General features: G+C 59.8%; 22 protein-coding genes. 16 read left to right on the top strand and 6 right to left on the bottom strand.

Annotated features, from left to right (window positions below):
• Positions 1-145 precede the first annotated feature (145 nt).
• Positions 146-1,054, bottom strand: coding sequence for a 50S ribosomal protein L3 N(5)-glutamine methyltransferase (gene prmB, locus FGE05_RS24380; RefSeq protein ID WP_139648982.1), 909 nt, complete (start codon positions 1,052-1,054; stop codon positions 146-148).
• A 254-nt stretch (positions 1,055-1,308) separates the two neighbouring features.
• Here prmB and FGE05_RS24375 point away from each other — a divergent pair, with 254 nt between their 5' ends.
• The 3 genes from FGE05_RS24375 (at position 1,309) to FGE05_RS24365 (ending at position 2,982) form a co-directional block, all read left to right on the top strand.
• Positions 1,309-1,899: a cysteine hydrolase family protein gene (locus tag FGE05_RS24375; RefSeq protein WP_041021549.1), complete on the top strand. Its 591-nt coding sequence runs from the start codon at positions 1,309-1,311 to the stop codon at positions 1,897-1,899.
• 130 nt (positions 1,900-2,029) lie between these two features.
• Positions 2,030-2,350, top strand: a complete 321-nt coding sequence (locus FGE05_RS24370) for a hypothetical protein (protein ID WP_139648980.1) — start codon at positions 2,030-2,032, stop codon at positions 2,348-2,350.
• 74 nt (positions 2,351-2,424) lie between these two features.
• On the top strand, positions 2,425-2,982 hold the full coding sequence (locus FGE05_RS24365; RefSeq protein ID WP_139648978.1) for a Smr/MutS family protein: 558 nt from the start codon (positions 2,425-2,427) through the stop codon (positions 2,980-2,982).
• Positions 2,983-3,036: 54 nt separating this feature from the next.
• Here the strand turns inward: FGE05_RS24365 and FGE05_RS24360 are convergent, their stop codons facing one another.
• From FGE05_RS24360 to FGE05_RS24350, 3 genes are read right to left on the bottom strand one after another with little or no spacing between them, the layout of a single operon-like run.
• Positions 3,037-3,501 carry a MarR family winged helix-turn-helix transcriptional regulator gene (locus tag FGE05_RS24360; protein ID WP_139648976.1) on the bottom strand — a complete coding sequence of 155 codons (465 nt, stop codon included), beginning with the start codon at positions 3,499-3,501 and terminating at the stop codon, positions 3,037-3,039.
• Positions 3,501-3,935 carry an EVE domain-containing protein gene (locus FGE05_RS24355; RefSeq protein WP_139648974.1) on the bottom strand — a complete coding sequence of 145 codons (435 nt, stop codon included), beginning with the start codon at positions 3,933-3,935 and terminating at the stop codon, positions 3,501-3,503. Before FGE05_RS24355 ends, FGE05_RS24360 begins: the two co-directional genes overlap by 1 nt.
• Complete coding sequence (locus tag FGE05_RS24350) at positions 3,932-4,363, bottom strand: SRPBCC family protein (RefSeq protein WP_139648972.1); 432 nt, start codon at positions 4,361-4,363, stop codon at positions 3,932-3,934. Before FGE05_RS24350 ends, FGE05_RS24355 begins: the two co-directional genes overlap by 4 nt.
• Positions 4,364-4,838: 475 nt before the next feature.
• On the opposite strand from FGE05_RS24350, the gene folE reads away from it, so the two are divergent.
• A complete protein-coding gene (folE, locus tag FGE05_RS24345; RefSeq protein ID WP_010456659.1) occupies positions 4,839-5,384 on the top strand; it encodes a GTP cyclohydrolase I FolE in 546 nt (181 codons plus the stop codon).
• Between the two features lie 103 nt (positions 5,385-5,487).
• Positions 5,488-5,859, top strand: coding sequence for a glutathione S-transferase N-terminal domain-containing protein (locus FGE05_RS24340; RefSeq protein WP_139648971.1), 372 nt, complete (start codon positions 5,488-5,490; stop codon positions 5,857-5,859).
• A 135-nt stretch (positions 5,860-5,994) separates the two neighbouring features.
• Here FGE05_RS24340 and FGE05_RS24335 read toward each other — a convergent pair whose 3' ends face one another.
• Positions 5,995-7,161 (bottom strand): PLP-dependent aminotransferase family protein, encoded by a 1,167-nt coding sequence (locus FGE05_RS24335; protein WP_139648969.1) that lies wholly within the window; start codon positions 7,159-7,161, stop codon positions 5,995-5,997.
• A gap of 82 nt (positions 7,162-7,243) precedes the next feature.
• Between FGE05_RS24335 and FGE05_RS24330 the strand changes: the two genes are divergently transcribed.
• From FGE05_RS24330 to FGE05_RS24310, 6 genes are all read left to right on the top strand, one after another.
• Entirely contained in the window at positions 7,244-7,690 is a 447-nt protein-coding gene (locus tag FGE05_RS24330) for a MarR family winged helix-turn-helix transcriptional regulator (RefSeq protein WP_139648967.1), read from the top strand.
• 320 nt (positions 7,691-8,010) lie between these two features.
• A complete protein-coding gene (locus FGE05_RS24325; RefSeq protein ID WP_139648965.1) occupies positions 8,011-9,360 on the top strand; it encodes an NCS2 family permease in 1,350 nt (449 codons plus the stop codon).
• A 62-nt stretch (positions 9,361-9,422) separates the two neighbouring features.
• Positions 9,423-10,052: a LysE family translocator gene (locus FGE05_RS24320; RefSeq protein WP_139648963.1), complete on the top strand. Its 630-nt coding sequence runs from the start codon at positions 9,423-9,425 to the stop codon at positions 10,050-10,052.
• 96 nt (positions 10,053-10,148) lie between these two features.
• Positions 10,149-13,874, top strand: coding sequence for a calcium-binding protein (locus tag FGE05_RS24315; RefSeq protein ID WP_176563032.1), 3,726 nt, complete (start codon positions 10,149-10,151; stop codon positions 13,872-13,874).
• Positions 13,875-14,260: 386 nt separating this feature from the next.
• The gene (locus tag FGE05_RS29940; protein ID WP_176563031.1) at positions 14,261-14,407 is read left to right on the top strand and encodes a hypothetical protein; all 147 of its coding nucleotides are present in this window, start codon (positions 14,261-14,263) and stop codon (positions 14,405-14,407) included.
• Positions 14,408-14,467: 60 nt separating this feature from the next.
• Positions 14,468-15,619 (top strand): hypothetical protein, encoded by a 1,152-nt coding sequence (locus FGE05_RS24310; RefSeq protein WP_139648961.1) that lies wholly within the window; start codon positions 14,468-14,470, stop codon positions 15,617-15,619.
• Positions 15,620-15,712: 93 nt separating this feature from the next.
• Here the strand turns inward: FGE05_RS24310 and uraH are convergent, their stop codons facing one another.
• Entirely contained in the window at positions 15,713-16,066 is a 354-nt protein-coding gene (uraH, locus tag FGE05_RS24305) for a hydroxyisourate hydrolase (protein ID WP_139648959.1), read from the bottom strand.
• A 412-nt stretch (positions 16,067-16,478) separates the two neighbouring features.
• Between uraH and puuE the strand changes: the two genes are divergently transcribed.
• The 5 genes from puuE to FGE05_RS24280 all read left to right on the top strand — a co-directional run bounded on the left by puuE (position 16,479) and on the right by FGE05_RS24280 (position 20,972).
• Complete coding sequence (gene puuE / locus FGE05_RS24300) at positions 16,479-17,405, top strand: allantoinase PuuE (protein WP_139648957.1); 927 nt, start codon at positions 16,479-16,481, stop codon at positions 17,403-17,405.
• Positions 17,402-17,917, top strand: coding sequence for a 2-oxo-4-hydroxy-4-carboxy-5-ureidoimidazoline decarboxylase (uraD, locus tag FGE05_RS24295; RefSeq protein WP_139648955.1), 516 nt, complete (start codon positions 17,402-17,404; stop codon positions 17,915-17,917). Before puuE ends, uraD begins: the two co-directional genes overlap by 4 nt.
• Positions 17,918-17,981: 64 nt before the next feature.
• On the top strand, positions 17,982-18,977 hold the full coding sequence (alc, locus tag FGE05_RS24290; protein ID WP_139648953.1) for an allantoicase: 996 nt from the start codon (positions 17,982-17,984) through the stop codon (positions 18,975-18,977).
• Positions 18,978-19,114: 137 nt separating this feature from the next.
• The gene (locus FGE05_RS24285) at positions 19,115-19,618 is read left to right on the top strand and encodes an ureidoglycolate lyase (protein WP_024779637.1); all 504 of its coding nucleotides are present in this window, start codon (positions 19,115-19,117) and stop codon (positions 19,616-19,618) included.
• Positions 19,619-19,670: 52 nt separating this feature from the next.
• Complete coding sequence (locus tag FGE05_RS24280) at positions 19,671-20,972, top strand: urate hydroxylase PuuD (RefSeq protein ID WP_139648951.1); 1,302 nt, start codon at positions 19,671-19,673, stop codon at positions 20,970-20,972.
• The last annotated feature ends 111 nt before the right edge of the window (positions 20,973-21,083 follow it).

The following is a 21,083-nucleotide window of genomic DNA, read 5'->3' as shown; positions in this document are numbered from 1 at the left end:
CCACGCTATAGCTATGGATGCAATCCCCTGTGGGAGCGAGCCCGCTCGCGAAGGCGGTGTGTCAGCCACTACCCTGCAACTGATCTGACGCCTTCGCGAGCAGGCTCGCTCCCACAGGGGGAACTGACAGGCGATCTCGCTTCAGTCAAACCCGCGAAGCGAACAAGCCCTGATGCTGGCGGCACTGCTCGGCGCTGAGCATGAACACCCCATGCCCGCCGCGTTCGAAATCCAGCCAGGCGAAATCGACTTCGGGGTACAACGCCTCGACATGAACCTGGCTGTTGCCCACCTCGACAATCAACAGCCCCTTCTCGGTCAGATGGTCGGCCGCCTCGGCCAGCATCCGGCGTACCAGGTTCAAACCATCATCGCCACAGGCCAGGCCCAACTCCGGCTCATGCTGGTATTCCTGAGGCATGTCGGCGAAATCTTCCGCATCGACGTAGGGCGGGTTCGACACGATCAGATCGAAACGCTGTCCCGGCAGCCCCTCGAAACCATCGCCCTGGACAGTGAATACCCGCTCATCGACGCCGTGGCGCTCGATGTTCTGGTTGGCCACTTCCAGTGCGTCGAACGACAGGTCGGCCAGCACCACTTCGGCTTCCGGAAATTCATAGGCACAGGCGATACCGATGCAGCCGGAACCGGTGCACAGGTCTAGGATCCGTGCCGGTGCCTGGGCCAACCAGGGTTCGAAACGCTTTTCGATCAACTCACCGATGGGCGAGCGCGGGATGAGCACGCGCTCGTCGACAATGAACGACATCCCGCAGAACCAGGCCTCGCCCAGCAGGTAGGCCGCCGGGATACGCTCCGCGATTCGCCGTTGCAGCAGGCGCTGCACATGGACCAGCTCATCGTCTTCCAGGCTGCAATCCAGGTAGCTATCGGCCATTTCCCAAGGCAGGTGCAACGCGCCCAACACCAGTTGGCGGGCTTCATCCCACGCATTGTCAGTGCCGTGGCCGAAAAACAGATCCTCCCCATGGAAACGGCTGACGGCCCAACGGATATGGTCGCGCAGGGTACGAAGACGGGAAGTGATCACGGCGGCAAACTCCAGAAAAAACGACTGGCGAGTCTAACAGCCAAACGCGCCCCCACCCAAACGCACCTCAAGGACGACTGAAAAACGCCGGAGCACTCGTAGGAACCTTCCGTTTTTTGCGCCACCCATTGAACAAGACAGGCATCTTGACAAGGCTGTAGGCCAGCAACGACGGCGCTTGCGATGGAAGCGATTCACAGAACCGCTCAGCCAGAGGAGAATGTCGCAAAAGCCCCACCCGAAGGAGCCCCAGAATGTCCGTTCCAAAAACGATGTTTCAACTCAGCGGCCGTGGTTACGCGGCGGCCAACCTGAGTCAAGCGACCCTGATCATCATCGATGCCCAGAAAGAGTACCTCGCCGGCCCCCTGGCCCTGAGTGGCATGGATGCAGCGGTTGCGAACATCAGGCAATTGCTCGGCGCGGCCCGTGCCGCCGGCCGGCCGATCGTGCACGTGCGGCACCTGGGCACCCATGGCGGGCTGTTCGATCCACAGGGCGAACGTGGGGAATTCATTCCAGGTCTCGAACCCCAGGGTGACGAAACCGTCATCGGCAAATTGCTGCCCAGCGCCTTCCATGGCACCGAATTGAAAAAGCGCCTGGAAGAATTTGGCCCCCTGGACCTGATCGTCTGCGGTTTCATGAGCCATTCCAGTGTCAGCACCACCGTGCGCGCCGCCAAGAACCTGGGCTTTCGCTGCACCCTGGTGGAAGACGCCTGCGCCACCCGCGACCTGCCGCACAAGGGCGGCGTCCTGAGCGCCGAGCACGTGCACCAGACCGAAATGGCGATCATGGCGGACAACTTCGCCACCCTGGCCCTGACCCACGACTTGATCTGATTGCCCTCGATGAGCGGCCGCGTCCGCCGCTCATCCGCAAAAGACTCTCATTAGCCGCAATTGCCCTAGCCTCAGGAACAACCCGAACATCTTCCGGTCGAAGGGCCGATACCCACTGAGGAAGATCGGAATGAAGTTATCCGATGGTTTTGACGCACGTCGCTTGCGGCCCAAGGGCCCGAGCAACTGGCGGTTTCGTTTTGGCGCGGCCATCGCGGCGCTCCTGGCAACGCTCGGCGTCCTGCTGGCCATGGCCGGTGCCGCCAGCCTGTTGGGCCGCCCGCCCGCGCTGGGCGACTTGAATGCCACCCCGCTTGGTTCGGCGATCATTCTGGCCGTGGGCCTTCTGGTCCTGTGGCTGGGCGTCTGGTTCTGGCGCCGCTGCCGCCGTCGCGCCCGCCAATCCCTGGAGCTGGCCATGGCTCCGCACCTGATGAAAAAGCACGACTGACCCGCCACCCGACGTTTTGTCGCGCCCGATCCCGCCGGACTTGGGTAAACTGGTCGGCCTTCGCGGAGGCTGACATGCAAGACGACGATTTTTCCCTGTTCAAAAGTGCGACTCAGGGCGTTAAACCGATCAAACACGATCGCGCCGACACCGGCAAACCGAAAGCCGATCGCGCACAGATCGCCAAGCTGCGCCAAGCTGCCACCGTGCGCGCCGATGCCACGACCGTGGACGGATTGTCCGATCAGTTCGTGATCGATGTAGGTCCCGAAGACGAGTTGATGTGGGCGCGCGACGGCGTCCAGGAAAGCCATATGCGCAAGCTGAAGGTCGGCCAGATCCCCTTCGAAGGCAGCCTCGACCTGCACGGCATGAGCGTCGAAAAAGCCCGGGAAACCCTCTGGGCCTTCCTCGCCGAAGCCACGAAATTCGAAATCCGCTGCGTGCGCGTCACCCACGGCAAGGCCGTGCGCCTGGACGGCAAGCGGCCGATGATCAAGAGCCACGTCAACACCTGGCTGCGCCAGCACCCGCAAGTGCTGGGCTTCACCTCCTGCCAGGCGAAACACGGTGGCGCCGGGGCGGTGTACGTGATGCTCAAGCGCACCATGATGGAAGGCCGCGACGAGTAGCCCTCGATTGCCGAGCTTGCAGCGCCGTGTCCGCCAACGCCCCCTTTTCTCTCTCTATTGCGTCGATGATGCCTTATCGAGCAGTTGTCGGAAAAGGAGGACCAGGCTGGATTGCTGCTCGCCTAGAGTTCCAAAAAATTTACGATCAACTTCCTCCACTATGACAATCGCCTTGTGTGCGATATCACGACCGGCTTCGGAAACTGAAATAATCTTGGCTCGCGTGTCAGTAGGATGTACGTCTCTCACAAACAGCCCATTTTTAAGAAGCGTTCTGACCACTTGAGAGGTGGTCATCGGGTCGCTGCCAGTCAATTGTGACAGGCGTGCCTGGGTGAGCGGCTCTTGTGAGGCAAACCACGTTGCGACTGCAAGCATGACAAACTGGGTATGGGTAAGACCCAGCGGCTGTAATGCGGCGCGCTGCTCACGCTGCCAGGTGTTGGAGATGCGCCAGAGCAAAAAACCTGGACTATCTGACGGTCCGCTATGGAGGGTTGGCAGCGGTTTCGACTTCATCAATTACGCCTCAGTTCCAGCAGGTCAACACCCATCGCGCAAGCAATTGTGCAGATATCTTTATCGGTCAATGGAATCAGCCCGCGCCTTAGCACAACGCCCCAGTTTGGCGGAACACAGAGGTCCAGTTGTCCACGCACGAGGTCCAGAGCGACTTCTTTTGCCTTGGCATATCGCACCCGACGACGAAACGGCACAAACCCTGCGCCCATGTCGAATTCGAAAACCTCATCGTCCTCAATTTTCCCTATGGCAGTGAAGGCTTTCAGCGGCGCCCCCTGCACCTCTATATTCGGGGAGTAATAAACAAAAATATCACCCTTGCTCATCTTGCGCAGCGGCTCCTTTTTGCCATGACAGACCTGTGCAAAGCCGCCCTCCATGCCTCGCCACACGTGCGACCGAGATACAACACCCAGCCAAGCCTGGCTCATACGCCCGCCTCACTTTCTGCGCGGGCTGCCAGCGCCCGCAGGACCTCAGAGAAATCACAAGACACTTGCGTGCAGATCTCCCCTGCGTCCTCTCCCACGACATCAATCGAATAAACGATTGAGTGATTGCCATTCAGGAGCGGAGTGATTTCATGCCTGACGCGAATAGTGGTGCTACCAAGTACAGTCTCATCAGTGAATCCGTTTGGTTTATTGACTTCTACTAACTGAGACTGGATGACCTCTTGGTCAGGCAGCACCATTGTCATCCATGTACCCTCAATGAAAGAACCGTGGAGCGTGCATGAATGGACACCTGCGTTCCAATCTTTCCATCGGGGAACAGCTTCGAAAAGCGCCCAGATTGCAGCTGCAGATGCACGGGTTTCGTGAGTATATGAAGCAGTGGCGTGCATAGGCTTGGGCATGTCGGCCTCCTTTTAGTAAGTCGACTTATCGTATGCACACATACTACTATCGTCAATCGTGTATCACGCAAAAGGAAGTCACTACGCTGTCGCACTGGTCCATCTGGTGGTTGCACCTTGGGATGATTCCAAAGCGAATTGATGACACGAGGCGCTCGGTCAGAAAAACCCGATCAGAACAGACCGGTGAGCCCGCAGCCAGGTAAAGCCACACGCCGATGAGATTGGATGAATAGCACCGGCCGGCAATACAACTACTGGCACACATACGCTACCATGTGCCCCATGGCGGGTATGAGCCTGCATCGCTATTCAGCTGGGTTATGGCGCTCGAATGTTGCTTCGACCTGTGCCCGACGGATCAACTCCAGCACCGACTGGAGCGAACTCGGGAAACTCGAACACAGCTTGATTGGTACAAAACTGGTACAGACAGAACAAGTACCCTCCTGAAACCCCTATGGAATCAGCCTCTGTGACACTGGAACAGAATTACACCGCGATTCTCGGCCAACTGGGCGAGGACGTTTCCCGCGAGGGCCTGCTCGACACGCCCAAGCGTGCTGCCAAGGCCATGCAGTACCTCTGCCGTGGTTATGAACAGACTCTCGAAGAAGTCACCAACGGTGCCTTGTTCAGCTCCGATAACAGCGAAATGGTGCTGGTCAAGGACATCGAGTTGTACTCGTTGTGCGAGCATCATCTGCTGCCGTTCATCGGCAAGGCCCACGTGGCCTACATCCCGAGCGGCAAGGTGCTGGGGCTGTCGAAGGTCGCGCGGATCGTCGACATGTATGCGCGTCGCCTGCAGATCCAGGAAAACCTCAGCCGCCAGATCGCCGACGCGGTCCAGCAGGTCACCGGCGCCCTGGGCGTGGCGGTGGTGATCGAAGCCAAGCACATGTGCATGATGATGCGCGGTGTGGAAAAGCAGAACTCTTCGATGATCACCTCGGTGATGCTCGGTGAATTCCGCGAAAACGCCGCGACCCGCAGCGAGTTCCTCAGCCTCATCAAGTAAGCTGTCATTCGAGAAAAACCGGCATCGATCGCCGGTTTTTTTTCGCCCGTGAAAAATCAGGTAAGCTGCGCGCCCTCTTCTTCCCTGCCGCGAGGCTTATACCGTGATCGTCAAAGCGCTTCGAGTTGGTTTGGGCCAACTGATCATCTTCATCGACTTCATCACCCGTCCTGGCAAGAAAAAACGCCCGGCCGATGCCCAGGCGCAGGTCGACCAGACCGCCCGCAGCCTGACTTTGTATCAATTCCACGCGTGCCCGTTCTGCGTGAAAACCCGCCGCACCCTGCGCCGCCTCAACGTACCAGTGGCCCTGCGCGATGCGAAGAACAACGAGCAGGATCGCCAGACACTGCTGGAGCAAGGCGGCAGGATCAAAGTGCCGTGCCTGCGTATCGAAGAGAATGGCGAGACCACCTGGATGTACGAGTCCAAGGTAATCATTGATTACCTGGACAAGCGGTTTTCGGCGGTCTGATGGTTCTTGGGGAGATGTGAAGGCCCCATCGCGAGCAGGCTCGCTCCCACATGGGATCTTCAGTGTTCACAAAACTTCTGTGGGAGCGAGCCTGCTCGCGATAGCGCCAGCCCGCTCACCACAAGACCCACCGCCTCACGCCGCCTCGGCAGCCAACGCCGCCCGTACCACCCCTGCCAGCCGCCTCAACCCTTCATCCAGCCGGGCCGGATCGATGTGGCTGAAGTTCAAGCGCAAGTGTCCCGGATGCTGGTCCGGCTCGGGGAAGAACGGCTCTCCCGGCATGAACGCCACATCCGCCGCCAGCGCGGCAGCGAGCAACGTGCGGGTGTCCAGCGGTTGCTTGAGGGTCAGCCAGAAAAACAGCCCTCCCTCGGGCATGTTCCAGTCCGCGATGTCGGAAAAGTGCGTGTGCAACGCAGCCTGGAACCGGTCGCGACGATCCCGGTAGAAATCCCTCAATTCACCGAGGTGACTGCGGTACTTCTCGCTACCGATCCACTGCAACGCCTGCCATTGACCGATGCGATTGGTGTGCAGATCCGCCGATTGCTTGAGCCGCAACAGGTGCGGGAACAGGTCAGGGCTGGCAATCAGGTAACCCACCCGCAGCCCTGGCAGCAGGGTTTTCGACACGGTGCCGGTGTAGATCCAACTGGCCTTCTTCAAGCGACTGACAATCGGCGTGGCGCTGCCGCCGTCGAAGCTCAGTTCGCGGTAGGGTTCGTCTTCGATCAGGGTCACACCGAACTCATCCAGCAAGGCCGCCACCGCGTCGCGCTTGGCCTCGCTGTAACGCACCGCCGAAGGGTTCTGGAACGTGGGGATCAGGTAGATGAATGCCGGTCGATGCTGTTCCAGCCGCGCCCGCAACTGTTTCAGGTCCGGGCCATCGGCCTGCAGCGGGACGGTGATGCAGTCAGCGCCGAACAGCTGAAAAATCTGCAGCGCCGCGAGGTAGGTCGGTGCTTCCAGCATGATCTCGGTGCCGACGTCGATGTGCAGCTTCGCCGCCAGGTCGAGGGTCTGCTGCGAGCCGCTGACCACCAGCACCTGACTCGCCTCACAAGCCAGGCCCAGCGCCCGTGCCTGCGCCGCCAAGGCTTCGCGCAGGGCCGGTTCCCCTTCACTCATGCCGTATTGGCCCATGGCCAGGGGCATGGCGTCCCACTCCACTTTCGGCAGCATGGCTTCGGCGGGCAGACCGCCGGCGAACGACATCACCTCAGGGCGTTGGGCCGCCGCGAGGATTTCTCGAATCAAAGAGCTTTTGAGGCGCGAGACACGTTCGGAAAAAGCCATGGGGACCACCTGTAGCGAGGCATTGGGGAAATGAGTCAAACTGATTGACCGAAATTACTCCGACCTCTCTGGATACGTCAATATGCTTGACCTTAAAAATCCGACTTCCCAGCAAATGGCCATGGAAGCGTTTTTCTTCGGCTACCAGGCGTTCACCGCCAAGGCCGATGAAATGCTCGAGCGTCGTGGGTTGAGCCGCGTGCACCAGCGCATCGTTTTTTTCATCGCCCGGTATCCGTCCCTCAGCATGAAAGAGCTGCTGGCCCTGCTGGGCGTCACCAAGCAGGCCCTGAACATGCCGTTGCGGCAATTGATGGAAATGCATCTGGTCAACAGCGTCGCGTCCGAGACCGACAAGCGTAAGCGGCTGCTGGAGTTGACCGAGGAAGGTGCGCGGTTCGAACAGGCGTTGCGGCGCGAGCAGGTGAAATTGCTGGAGCGGGTGTTTGCCGAGGCCGGGGAAGCGGCGGTGAATGGGTGGTTGGCGGTGAATATGGCGCTGGGTAAGGGTCAGGTATCCGCCGACTGATATCAATCAAGTCATGCATGGCCCGAGCTATCGCCATCGCGAGCAAGCTTTGCTCCCACAAGATGATCCCTATCTGTGGGAGCAAGGCTTGCCCGCGATAGCACCCTCTCTGGCGATATATCCCTATCGCCGGACATTTCGTCTACAAACCAGAAAACATTATTTGCTTTATTTGTATACAAAAGCATAATTCGCTTCGTGCGAGTTTCTGACCAGCAGGTCAACTACCTCGCCAGCCTTACCTGCCTCAAGGCGCGCGAGCCTCCCCGGATGGCCTGCGACGCTGGAAATAACAATAAAACTGTTGAGGAGTACTCGCTGTGGAAAGCCGCAAACCCGAAGCCCGGACGCTGGACCTCTCGCCGCCATCAAGCCGTGGCTGGCTGGAGCGCATCTTCAAACTCAGCTTGCATGGCACCACGGTGAAGACCGAGCTGATCGCCGGCCTGACGACCTTCATCACCATGGCCTACATCATTTTCGTCAACCCCAACATCATGGCCGATGCCGGCATCGACCATGGCGCGGCGTTCGTCGCCACCTGCATCGCCGCCGCCCTCGGTTGCCTGTTGATGGGCCTGTACGCCAACTGGCCGGTGGGCCTGGCACCGGGCATGGGCCTGAACGCCTTCTTCACCTACACCGTGGTCGGCACCATGGGCTACAACTGGGAAACCGCGTTGGGTGCAGTGTTCATTTCCGGCGTACTGTTCATGATCCTGACCCTGTCACGGGTTCGTGAGTGGCTGCTCAACAGCATTCCCGTGAGCCTGCGGTTCGCCATGGGCGCGGGGGTCGGGTTGTTCCTCGGACTGATCGGCCTGAAGACCGCCGGAATCATCGTCGACAGCCCCGCCACCCTGATCAAGCTCGGCTCGTTGCGTGAACCCGGCCCGCTGCTCGCCGCCGTGTGCTTCCTGATGATTGCCGTGCTCAGTTATCACCGGGTGTTCGGCGCGATCCTGATCAGCATCATCGCCGTGACTCTGGCCGGCTGGGGCCTGGGCCTGGTGCAGTACAACGGTGTGATGTCTACGCCACCGAGCCTGGCGCCGACCTGGATGGCGATGGACGTGGCCGGAGTGTTCAACGTCAGCATGATCAGCGTGGTGCTGGCCTTCCTGTTCGTGCATATGTTCGACACCGCCGGCACCTTGATGGGCGTGGCCCAGCGTGCTGGCCTGGTGAAGCCCGATGGCCGGATCGAGAACCTCTCCCGTGCCCTGAAAGCCGACAGCGCCTCCAGTGTATTCGGCGCCATGGTCGGCGTGCCGCCGGTGACCAGCTACGTGGAAAGTGCTGCCGGTGTCGCGGCGGGAGGCCGCACGGGGCTTACCGCGGTGACCGTCGGCGTGCTATTTATTGCCGCCATGTTCTTCGCGCCGCTGGCCGGGATGATCCCCGCCTACGCCACCGCCGGTGCCTTGATCTACGTCGCCATGCTGATGATGGGCGGCATGGCCCATATCGAATGGGACGAGCCGACCGACAGCATTCCGGCCATCGTCACGGCCATCATGATGCCCCTGACCTTTTCGGTCGCCGACGGGATCGCACTGGGTTTCATCACCTACGTGGTGCTCAAGGCCGGCACCGGTAAACGCAAGGAAATTTCTGTCAGCCTGTGGGTGCTCTGCGCGATCTTCATCGCCAAGTTCATCTTCTTGTAAGCGACACCGTATCCACCCGCCTCACCCACTCGGTGAGGCTTTTGTACATCAGGAGCAAAGCAATGAATCTGGAAACCTGGCTGTTGTTCAGTGGCGCCGCGCTGGTGGTGATTCTCATCCCCGGCCCCCTGTCGTTATTGATGATCGGCAACAGCCTGAACTACGGCCTGCGTCGCTCGTATCCGGCATTCCTGGGTGGAGTGATCGCCTCGATCTGCTTGTTGAGCGCCTCGGCATTGGGGCTTGGGGCATTGCTGCTGGCTTCGGAGAAACTGTTCAGTGCCCTGAAGATCGTCGGTGCGCTGTACCTGTTCTACCTGGCCTGGCAGAGCTGGCAGCAATCGCGACAGCCCTCCCAAGGCGCCGAAGTGCCCCAGGCCGCCGCTGTCCCGCGCTTTCGCGCGCTGTTTGGCCGGGCATTCGTGTTGGGCGCCAGTAACCCGAAAGACATCCTGTTCTTCGCCGCGTTCCTGCCGCAGTTCCTGAGCGCCGGGCAACCCTTCCTGCCCCAACTGCTGATCATGATCGCCACCTGGACCGTCCTCGACCTGCTCTGCAAGCTGGCCTACGGCCTCGGCGCCCACGGCGCGGCGCGGTACCTGCGTACCGGTAAAGGCCAGAGCTGGTTCAATCGCATCAGTGCAGGTTTGTTTGGAGGCGCGGGCGCGGCGTCTTTATTGTCCGCCCACTGAGTGGCAAAACGAGGCAACAACCCATCGATATACATCGTTCAGGAAAACATCTTACATAGAGGGCCATTCAATCATCGTTGAACAAGGACGTTCACAATGGCCAAGGTTATTCAGCCCTCCTCCGTTTCTGCCGAGCACGGCATCGTCATTACGGATATAGGTTTGCACGCCAATGCGCGCACAACCGAAACGCTCGATTTCGAAGTTGCCGATCAATCGCAGCTCAGTTCAGAACTCAAGCAGCGACAGGCGCAACTTGAAGTTGTGGATAAACTTTACGGCCCGTTCCACATCGGCTCTGTGGCCGTCACCCGTTCAGCCCTGAATGCACTCGGCGCAACAACCGACGGACAGCCCCTGAACGGCGAGAATACTTTTTTCCGCATTCCCAATCGCTTTTTCCTGAACTCATTGCAGTTCAATGCCAGTGATATCGAAACCCGTCTAAAACTCACCGGCGACGCAAACGACTATCGGCTGCCAACGTTGCTGTTCGAAATAGCCAGCCAGCGGTCACGCTCCGTGCAATCATTGTTGCGGGAAAATCCTGGAACCCAGGCTGAGCCGAGTCGTTATCGGAGCACGCTTGAAAGGCTTTTGCGGGCGGCCCAGCACCTCGACACCCAGGCACTGGTGCAACGATCATCCAGTTGGATCAACCAGGCCAAGAGCCAGGTCCTCATTCCCACGGGCCTGGGGCTGCAGGCCTTCGGTATCTACAGCGGCCTGCGGGGCCTGCAAGACGCCATCCGGGACAAGGACGCCTACCAGACCCTTTTCAACGGCGCCAGCGTGGCCGCCGAGGTGGCGTCCATCGGTGTCGAAGCGCTGGTGACCCGCCAAGCCACCCAGATGATCAAGGCCAGCCGACGCTCCCTGGGGGATTTCGCCAAGACGACCTTCGCCATCCGGCTGGCGCGTGGAAGCGGCCTGATTGCCAGTGTGCTCACGCTTCCTTTCGATATCATCGCCGCGGTCGACTCGTTCAAGGCCGCCGCCGGCTCCACCGGCCGCGAGGCCACCGACCACTACGTCAACGCAGCCTTGAGCGTGACCAGTGCCGCCATGGCCGTGACCCTCGGCGTCGCGGCGCTGGCAGGGTTTACGTCAGCGGGTCCTGCGGGCCTGGCCGCAGGGCTTATCCTGGTGGTCGGCTCACAGATCTGGGGCGCTATTCGCCAAGTCGATGAAATCGACGATTACCTACAACTCACCGTCCATGAGCGCCTCCGCACGGGCTGGTTCGCCTTCTGGACGATCAGTCCCGATGACGATATCCAGGACCGATACACCCTCGCCAAGGCAACCGCTGAACAGACGAAGCGACTCCAGGCCAATGCCTTGTACCTGCTCAGCGGGCCGTTGAAAGACAGCACTGAAGCGATCGTTAACGGCAAGTTCACCGTAGAACTCGAACGGGTGACCTACAACACCCGGAGTTGGTGGACCGGGGAGCGGCATCAGGCAACCGCCGTGCGTCCCCGGATCAAGGACAGCGATGACTGGATCGATGCACGTAGCGGCGTAACGGCTGAAACACCCGGCGCAGTCATTGGAACGGCGGCAGACCACAAAGGCATCCACTGGTCCATCGGCGGCGGCAACGACACCGTTCTAGGCGTTGAAAACAAGCCAAACGTCTTCCATTACGGGGGAGGCGTCAAAGCACTGACCGGTGGAACGAAGGATGATGTGTTCATTTTCGAAGGGGCACCCGAGATGGTCGCCGGGAACCTGGAACCCCGACCGAGCCGCCTGATGGGGGGCGCAGGCAATGACACGCTGATTTTAGCCGGCGGTCCCAGCGACAGTCAGGCGCCAAGGCTGGGGTATCAGGTCGATCTGGCCGCTGGGCACGTCAGCGTCATCACCCAAGCCGCTCATGGCACAGCGAGCGGCGCCTACCGCCCTACTGTCCTTGAAAGCATTGAGCATGTCGAACTGCTTGAGGGCGGGACCAGCGTCATCAAGGGCACGGCTGGCCCGAACATCATCAAATCCCGCGGCAACGATTCAATCGAGGCCGGCGCGGGAGATGACCAGATCTCCATCCTCGGGGGGAATAACCGCGAGGCCGCCGGTGGCCCTGGCGAAGATGTCTACGCCATCGCCCATAAACCGGGTCATGTGTCGATCACCGAAGACGGCGTGGGTAATAGCGTCATCGCACTGGACTGGCGAGCGGACCTGATTGAAAGCTGGGCAATTGAAGCAGGCAACCTGGTGCTGGTTTCGGGCTTCGATTCAAACGATTGGGACGTGCGCAAAGTCACCGTCAACAACGTCTACGGCGACACTGCGTATCCCCGGTCCTTACAGAACAGCAAACTGACGTTCATCACGAAAGACGGTTTCCATTGGGTGCCCGACCTGCCCGACAGCATCGAACATGACAACTGGCTCGCCATCGAAGCCGTCATGGTGCAACAAGGGACGCCGCGAAACCCAGCCATCCTGAATGATAAAAGCGAGCAATCGATCGCCCATGACAAAGATACGAGCTATTACGTTTCTCGCCTGATCGAACTCACCACCCTCAACATCAAACAAAAAAGTGAATACTCCACCACGCTCCACCTGGACTACGCCCCCTCCGAATTGACACGGATCGAGGCCCACTACAACGCCCATGTCATTCAGGAAGACGAATCGGACACGGTGAAGTATGGAGCGTGTGGCCTGACGCTGTACTTTGGCAATCGCCGGGTCATCATGAATAACCTGGCCAGTTCAGATGAGCGCTATACCGCGCGAAAAACCGCCACGGGACGCCGTGCATTTTCCGCCCTCGGTCCGAATCATACGGTGATCCTGATCTTGAATGATGGCTCATCCTACCGTCTGGCCCTACCCACCCCCGACTATGGGCTATTACTGGACAGGACGTTCATCGACAAGAACCCGGTGAAATGGAAAGCGGAAGTACCACTGCCACTCACGCCGACAAAAAAGAAATACGCCTATCTTCAGCCCTTGGATAAAAAGCCCTATTACATGGGTAACCGGGCGACCTGCGCCCTGCTCACTTCAGCCGCCGTACAAACGGGTGTCGAAGTCCTGATTGGCCAAGGCTCCAGCTACCTTGTCCACTTGGGCACGAACATGACGCTACGTCTCTCCACGCCAGGCGCTCTGGCCAGCGCCAACCCCCGCTTACCCCAGGCCTCCTTGTGGGAGTTCGACGCTACACAGCTCGGCCAGGTCGAGATAAAACTGGCATCCAACCTGCTGCAAATCGGTGGAACGGTCATTCATCTGCCCGCTTATGAAGTTGACGACCTTGTGGACCAGATACGCGTTATCACTACACAAGGTGTCGTGTATGCGGTCGACAGCTTGTTCGAGAGCGTTTATGTAGAAGCCCTGGATGGTCGGTATTTTGCGCCCACGCTCGACCCCGATGCAGCGTTGCCCCTGGAACTTTCCAGGTTGTCGTCCGAACAACTGAGGGTCTTCAATGTTGCCGTCAAGGACGGCACTCCCGGTGCCCTGAGCTATCACCTCAAGACACGCAAGTGGACCCTGGATACAAATAAGTCTCGGGTTATTACGGCGCAGGATCTTAGAAAAACCAACGTGTGTGACCACCATCTCAAGATCTATCAGGAGGTGGCCCGGGAAGGCCTCAGCCAACATCCCCCCTTGGACGACGAGTCACTGCGTTTATTGCGGGAACAATGCACCAAGTTAGTAGAGGGTTTAACGCCGAGCAAGTCGTTGATGCTCGCCCAGGCAATCATCTTGGGGCCGCCATTTGCCAGGGAGTTGCCTTATATGAACTGGATACTCTCGTCGGACAAGGCCCTATCCAACCCGGCATAGCCTCATGCAGGTTTTTCCAGATATTTAGTTCAAACGCAATATATATGTAGTGCACCTGCGCGGGCCTTTTCCATGAACATCTTCAAGGCGACGATCAGCCATCTGTTTCAAGTCATATTCATTATTGATATCCAAGAGCCGAACTTCCAATGAGTCCAAGAAAAAACACCCGCCCCAATGTTTCAACTTCGTCCTCCGATACATCCCGCACCAGTCGCGATACAACGCCGGAAAGTTCACCCAGGGGTCCCATGAGGACGGAAGGAACGGACCAGGTATCCGTCTCGCCGTCGGGAAGACACACCGAAGCGTCAGAATCTCAGCCCACGACCTTCCAGGTATCCGAAATCACACAACAGGCGTCCGCCCAAGGTCAGGCCGCCCCGGTGTCGCTGGACAATTATCACCTTTCACCCGAACTGGTCCCCCTGTTATCAGCGCCAGACGCGACCTCTGGCATCCGGACGTTCAGGACACGCACCTACGTCGAGCTGGAAGACGGTGCAACGGTGTTGCTGGGTCGCGATGCCTAACAGAACTACCGGGCCCGGTCAAGCACCGAGCTCATCGCCTCCGGACCACGCCTGGAACAAGTGGAAGGCAGTCTCCTGTGGCGACGGGTTCCCCAGCCCATCGAGCCGGGCAGCAGTGACTCCCCCCAGACCATCACCCTCCACAGCCTGTCGGACGATGAACTGTCCGAAGGGCCCGCGCCCAAACGCCAGCGCACGACGTCGCCTCCTCCGCAAAGTGAAGCCGCTGTGCAAGGCCCGGCGGTCTTCAAGCGGGATTGGGCGTTCAAACCCACGCTGACACTGCCCCATTTCATCACCGTGAACGATGTTCACTACAAGGTGATGAGCCGCATGGAAGCTCGAGATTACCCGATCCTCTACATTCAGCCGCCCACTCATCCCGCCTATGATTTCGATGTGCTGGAGGCCATCCTCAGGCATACGCCTGACGAACAGCCCAGGGCTGTCATACGCGTCCCACCGGATAATCACTGGGAGATAGACGCCAGGCTGCCCTTCGAAAAACCCCTGACGGCCTACGTCAGGGACGTTTTCCCGGAGGTCACGACCGTCACCCTGGAGAACATCGCCAGAAAACAGTTCGAGCTGGCCAACAGCTCGACTTACGCCGACGCAGCGGGGCTGACCGCACTCAGGCAGATTTTCCACAGCTGGAAACAAGCCACCCCTTCACCGCACCCGCAATGGAGCGATCCATTATTGATGCTCTCGGTTCTGCCAACCTCTTCAGGCATTACAAGCACCTCGCGCGCGATCGAGCTGCCCTTCCCGTCCACGACGGGCACCTTGAACCGGCTGGACTTCGACCCCATGCGGTTCCGACGACAATGGGATTACTTCCTCTCGACGTATTCGACAGTGGACTTCAAACGCTTCATGGCCGACCTCCTGAGCCGTCATGGCTATACGGTCATGGAACCCAACAACTTCAACAGTTTTCCGGCATTGGTCTTTCGGCGCACAGGGCATGACTATCTGTTTTTCATGAGCCTGCACCGCACCCGGATCCCGAAGCTGTCCCTGCCCACCCACACCAACCCCAACACGACCGGCATGAACCTGGAAACCCAGGTCGGCGACGCCGCCGCGCAAGCCGTCAAGGACGCCCATGCCGCCAACAAGATCATCTGGCTCAAGGGCGGCTCCCAGATCCTGCCTGGCCACGCCGACACCGTCTTCATCATCCGGGACGACAATGCCCGGCTGTAACAGGCAGGCAAAAAAAAGCCCGCAGTGTGAGCGGGCGAAAAACCAGAGAAGCGCCATGCGCAGGCGCTTCCAGGAGCAGGCGGCTGCTTGGGGTCAGCTGCCGCGATAGGTTGAATAGGCGTACGGCGAAATCAGCAGGGGCACGTGATAGTGCTCCTGCTCGGCCGAAATGCCGAAGCGCAGCACCACCACGTCAAGGAAGGCCGGATCGGGCAATTGCACACCCCGGGCGCGGTAGTAATCGCCAGCATGGAATTGCAGCTGATAGACCCCCGAACGGTAGTTCTCCCCTTGCAACAGCGGTGCATCGCACCGGCCATCGCCGTTGGTCGACGCGCTGGCGACGAGGTGCAGTTGCGGGCCTTCCACACGGTACAGCTCGACCTTGATCGAGCTGCCCGGGCAGCCGTGTGCAGCATCCAAAACGTGAGTAGTCAAACGTCCCATTGATTGTGCGCGCCTCGCTGCTGGGCAGTCCGGCCCGACGCCTCCTGAATCAGTTGAAAGACAAGCCGCACCGTTTCAGAGCATGAAACGCCGCAGCGATGTGCAAATTAAGACATTTTAAATAGAAATTGTACACAATAAAAAACACATATTTGCCGCACCCTTTGCCCACTCGTCCTTAAGCTCGGGTTCGGGCCAAACCAGAGGATACACGGCTCTTCTAATGATTAATTGACCAACCCGGCAGATTTCTTGCAGTGTAGGACCAGCCAGGGGTGCGGTGAAAAATGCAAAAATTCAGGCTTACAAATCGCGCATAAAGTTGTATACAATCAACCCATCGTCGTGACGCCAGCTGTTGCTTCATCGCCCGGGCGCCACCTACATGGTACGAACAAGAAGGAACACTGCAGTGAGCGCTGACTACCCACGCGACCTGATCGGTTACGGCAGTAACCCTCCCCATCCCCACTGGCCGGGTAATGCCCGCATCGCCTTGTCCTTCGTGCTCAACTACGAAGAAGGCGGTGAGCGCAACATCCTGCATGGCGACAACGAGTCCGAAGCGTTCCTGTCGGAAATGGTCGCGGCGCAACCGCTGCAGGGCGAGCGCAACATGAGCATGGAGTCGTTGTACGAGTATGGCAGCCGCGCCGGTGTCTGGCGGATCCTCAAGCTGTTCAAGGAATTCGATATTCCGCTGACCATCTTCGCCGTCGCCATGGCCGCCCAGCGTCATCCGGACGTGATCCGCGCCATGGTTGCCGCCGGTCATGAAATCTGCAGCCACGGCTATCGCTGGATCGACTACCAATACATGGATGAAGCCCAGGAACGCGAGCACATGCTCGAAGCGATCCGCATCCTCACCGAAATCACCGGCGAACGCCCGCTGGGCTGGTACACCGGCCGCACCGGCCCCAACACCCGTCGACTGGTGATGGAAGAAGGTGGTTTCCTCTATGACAGCGACACCTACGACGACGACCTGCCTTACTGGGAACCGAATACCCCCAACGGCAAGCCGCACCTGGTGATCCCGTACACCCTCGATACCAACGACATGCGCTTCACCCAGGTGCAGGGGTTCAACAACGGCGACGACTTCTTCCAATACCTCAAGGATGCCTTCGATGTGCTCTATGCCGAAGGCGCCGAGGCCCCGAAGATGCTTTCCATCGGCCTGCACTGCCGCCTGATCGGCCGTCCGGCCCGCCTCGCCTCCCTCAAGCGTTTCCTCGAGTACGCCAAGGGTCATGAGCAGGTCTGGTTCAGCCGTCGCGTCGACATCGCCCGTCACTGGCAGCAGACCCATCCGCATCCTGGAGCCTTGAAATGACCGCGTTTCAGACCCTCAAGCCGTCGACCTTGAGCCGCGAGGCGTTCGTCGACGCCTTCGCCGACATCTACGAACACTCGCCATGGGTCGCCGAGAAAGCCTTCGATCTGGGCCAGGACCCGTCGATCGACGAGATCGAAACCCTGCACCAGCGCATGAGCGACATCCTGTTGAGTGCCGATCACGCCAGCCAACTGGCCCTGATCAACGCTCACCCGGACCTGGCCGGCAAAGCCGCCGTCCAGGGCCAACTGACCGAAGCCAGCACGAACGAACAGACCGGCGCCGGTATTCACCAATGCACGGCCGAAGAGTTTCAGCGCTTCACCGAGCTGAACGACGCCTACAAGGCCAAGTTCGAGTTTCCCTTCATCATGGCGGTAAAAGGCAGCAACCGGCACCAGATCCTCGCGGCGTTCGAAACCCGCATCCATAACCCGGTGGACACCGAGTTCAAGTGCGCGCTGGCGGAGATCAACAAGATCGCGTTGTTCCGACTACTGACCCTTTAGCGAGCAGCCTGAGTCCAGGCCAGCAAGCATCCCCAGCCAACTTATTTAAAGGCAGACAAGAAGAATGAAAGCTTACGCCGTACCTTTCGAGAAGTTCGTCAACCTGGCCGACGCCCGTCTCGGCACAAAGATCATCTCCGTCACCGATGACTGGTTCGCCGACGCCAACCGCCTGTTCCAGCCAACGCCGGCCGTGTGGAAGGAAGGCGTGTTCGATGACAACGGCAAGTGGATGGACGGCTGGGAGTCGCGTCGCAAGCGCTTCGAAGGCTACGACAGCGCCGTGATCCGCCTGGGTGTACCGGGTTCGATCAAGGGCGTGGACATCGACACTTCATTCTTCACCGGCAACTACCCACCGTCGGCGTCCCTGGAGGCCTGCTTCCTGGCCGAAGGCGAGCCGGACGACAACACCCGGTGGACCGAAGTGCTGTCCGCCGTCGAACTGCAAGGCAACAGCCACCACTACCACGAAATCAGCAACGACCAGGCCTTCAGCCATCTGCGCTTCAACATCTACCCCGATGGCGGTGTGGCCCGGTTGCGGGTCTACGGCATCCCGTATCGCGACTGGTCGGCCGTCGGCGACAACGAACAGATCGACCTGGCCGCCGCCCTCAACGGCGGTCGCGCCCTGGCTTGCTCCGACGAGCACTTCGGGCGCATGAGCAACATTCTCAACCCGGGTCGTGGCGTCAACATGGGCGACGGCTGGGAAACCGCCCGGCGCCGCACGCCAGGCAACGACTGGGTCATCGTCGCCCTGGGCCATGCCGGCGAGGTCGAGAAAGTCATCGTCGACACCCTGCACTTCAAGGGCAACTACCCCGACAGCTGCTCGATCCAGGGCGCCTTCGTCAAGGGCGGCACCGACAGCCAGATCGAAACCCAGTCGTTGTTCTGGCGCGAGCTGCTGCCAAGCCAGAAACTGGAAATGCACGCCGAACACACCTTCGCCGAGCAGATCAAGGCCCTGGGCCCGATTACCCACATCCGCCTGAATGTGTTCCCGGATGGTGGTGTGAGCCGCCTGCGGGTATTGGGCAAGGTCGCGAAGTGAAACGATGATCGTTCCCACGCTCTGCGTGGGAATGCATACGGTGACGCTCTGCGTCGCAAAGCGGACGCAGAGCGTCCGGTGAGGCGTTCCCACGCAGAGCGTGGGAACGATCAAATCAAGAGATTAAGAAGACCAGCATGCGCACACTCAAGATCGAACCCTTGACCAAAGAAGCCTTCGCCCCCTTCGGTGACGTGATCGAAACCGACGGCAGCGATCACTTCATGATCAATAACGGTTCGACCATGCGCTTCCATCGCCTGGCGACGGTTGAAACCGCCACGCCGGACGACAAGGCGATCATCAGCATCTTCCGCGCCGACGCGCTGGACATGCCGTTGACCGTGCGCATGCTGGAGCGCCATCCGCTGGGCAGCCAGGCGTTCATTCCGCTGCTCGGCAACCCCTTTCTGATCGTGGTCGCGCCACTTGGCGATGCACCTGTATCAGGCTTGGTCCGCGCCTTCGTCACCAACGGCAGGCAGGGCATCAATTACCATCGCGGCGTCTGGCACCACCCGGTGCTGACGATCGAAAAGCGGGATGACTTCCTGGTGGTTGATCGCAGTGGCACAGGCAATAACTGCGATGAGCATTTCTTCGAAGAGGATGAGTGTTTGATCCTCGACCCCCACCAATAAGAGAAGCGTCCGATCACGCGAGAACAAGCGTGACGGGCGAGAGGTAACGACTGTGGAAGCACATTTGCTGGAATGGCTGAACCTGAGCATCCGCTGGGTTCATATGATCACTGGCGTGGCCTGGATCGGCGCGTCGTTCTATTTCGTCTGGCTGGAAAACAACCTCAATCGCGTCAACCCCAGGAGCGGCCTGGCCGGTGACCTGTGGGCCATCCACGGTGGCGGTATCTACCACCTGGAAAAATACAAGCTCGCCCCGCCATCCATGCCGGACAACCTGCACTGGTTCAAGTGGGAAGCCTATTTCACCTGGATGTCGGGTATCGCGCTGCTGTGCGTGGTGTTCTACTGGAACCCGACTATCTACCTGCTGGCTCCCGGTAGCAGTTTGAGCGGGCCCGAAGGCGTCGCCCTGGGCATCGGTTCGTTGTTCGTCGGCTGGTTCGTCTATTCCTTTCTCTGCGACTCGGCCCTGGGCAAGCGCCCTGCCCTGCTCGGCGCGATCCTGTTCGTCCTGCTGATTGCCGCAGCCTACGGGTTCAGCAAGGTATTCAGCGGTCGCGGTGCCTACCTGCATGTCGGGGCGGTCATCGGCACAATCATGGTCGGCAACGTGTTCCGCATCATCATGCCGGCACAGCGTGCGCTGGTCGCCGCCATCGCCGAGAACCGCACACCCGATCCGGCGTTGCCGGCCAAGGGCTTGCTGCGCTCGCGCCACAACAACTACTTCACCCTGCCCGTGCTGTTCATCATGATCAGCAACCACTTCCCGAGCACCTACGGCAGCCAATACAACTGGCTGATCCTCGCCGGGATCGCAGTGGCGGCGGTGTTGGTGCGTCATTACTTCAACACCCGCCACGACAGCAACCGGTTTGCCTGGACGCTGCCGGTCGGCGCCCTGGCAATGATCTGCCTGGCGTATGTCACCGGGCCCAAGCCCGTGTCCACCGCCCCGGACGTGGCCAAGGCTCCCGCCGCCATCGAGTACCAACCGCTGCCGGAAACCGCAGTGGGCGGTGGCGCCAAGCCGCAAGCCGCGCCGGCACAGCCTGCCGCAGCACCTGCCCAGGCCGCCAATGCCCAGGGTCCTTCGTTCGAGAAGGTGCACAGCGTGATTCAGGAACGCTGCTCGGTCTGCCATTCGGCCAAGCCCACCAGTCCGCTGTTCAGTGCGGCGCCGGCCGGGGTGATGTTCGATACGCCACAGCAGATCCAGCAACAGGCCGCGCGTATCCAGGCCCAGGCCGTGGCCACCCAGATCATGCCCCTGGGCAACATCACCCAGATGACCCAGCAGGAACGGGACCTGATCGGCGCATGGATCACCCAAGGCGCGCAGACCAACTGAGTGACCCTGACCGGTCTGATTGAACCCGTTACGCACACTACCCGCTGACAGGCGACCGCTCGCCTGTCAGCCACTCCCTGCATCTCGACACGCAGAGCCCCAGACAGTTGA

The sequence above is a fragment of the Pseudomonas sp. ICMP22404 genome (genome assembly GCF_006227205.1).
Classification (GTDB): Bacteria; Pseudomonadota; Gammaproteobacteria; order Pseudomonadales; family Pseudomonadaceae; genus Aquipseudomonas.
This window is presented reverse-complemented; position numbering and strand designations above follow the sequence as displayed.

Coding starts and splice junctions, on each gene's coding strand:
- FGE05_RS24320 (WP_139648963.1), top strand. CDS start 9,423: ATGAATCTGGAAACCTGGCTGTTGTTCAGTGGCGCCGCGCTGGTGGTG.
- FGE05_RS24350 (WP_139648972.1), bottom strand. CDS start 4,363: ATGCCCAAGCCTATGCACGCCACTGCTTCATATACTCACGAAACCCGT.
- uraD (WP_139648955.1), top strand. CDS start 17,402: ATGACCGCGTTTCAGACCCTCAAGCCGTCGACCTTGAGCCGCGAGGCG.
- FGE05_RS24360 (WP_139648976.1), bottom strand. CDS start 3,501: ATGAAGTCGAAACCGCTGCCAACCCTCCATAGCGGACCGTCAGATAGT.
- FGE05_RS24365 (WP_139648978.1), top strand. CDS start 2,425: ATGCAAGACGACGATTTTTCCCTGTTCAAAAGTGCGACTCAGGGCGTT.
- uraH (WP_139648959.1), bottom strand. CDS start 16,066: ATGGGACGTTTGACTACTCACGTTTTGGATGCTGCACACGGCTGCCCG.
- FGE05_RS24375 (WP_041021549.1), top strand. CDS start 1,309: ATGTCCGTTCCAAAAACGATGTTTCAACTCAGCGGCCGTGGTTACGCG.
- FGE05_RS24315 (WP_176563032.1), top strand. CDS start 10,149: ATGGCCAAGGTTATTCAGCCCTCCTCCGTTTCTGCCGAGCACGGCATC.
- FGE05_RS24355 (WP_139648974.1), bottom strand. CDS start 3,935: ATGAGCCAGGCTTGGCTGGGTGTTGTATCTCGGTCGCACGTGTGGCGA.
- FGE05_RS24285 (WP_024779637.1), top strand. CDS start 19,115: ATGCGCACACTCAAGATCGAACCCTTGACCAAAGAAGCCTTCGCCCCC.
- FGE05_RS24330 (WP_139648967.1), top strand. CDS start 7,244: ATGCTTGACCTTAAAAATCCGACTTCCCAGCAAATGGCCATGGAAGCG.
- alc (WP_139648953.1), top strand. CDS start 17,982: ATGAAAGCTTACGCCGTACCTTTCGAGAAGTTCGTCAACCTGGCCGAC.
- FGE05_RS24370 (WP_139648980.1), top strand. CDS start 2,030: ATGAAGTTATCCGATGGTTTTGACGCACGTCGCTTGCGGCCCAAGGGC.
- FGE05_RS24335 (WP_139648969.1), bottom strand. CDS start 7,161: ATGGCTTTTTCCGAACGTGTCTCGCGCCTCAAAAGCTCTTTGATTCGA.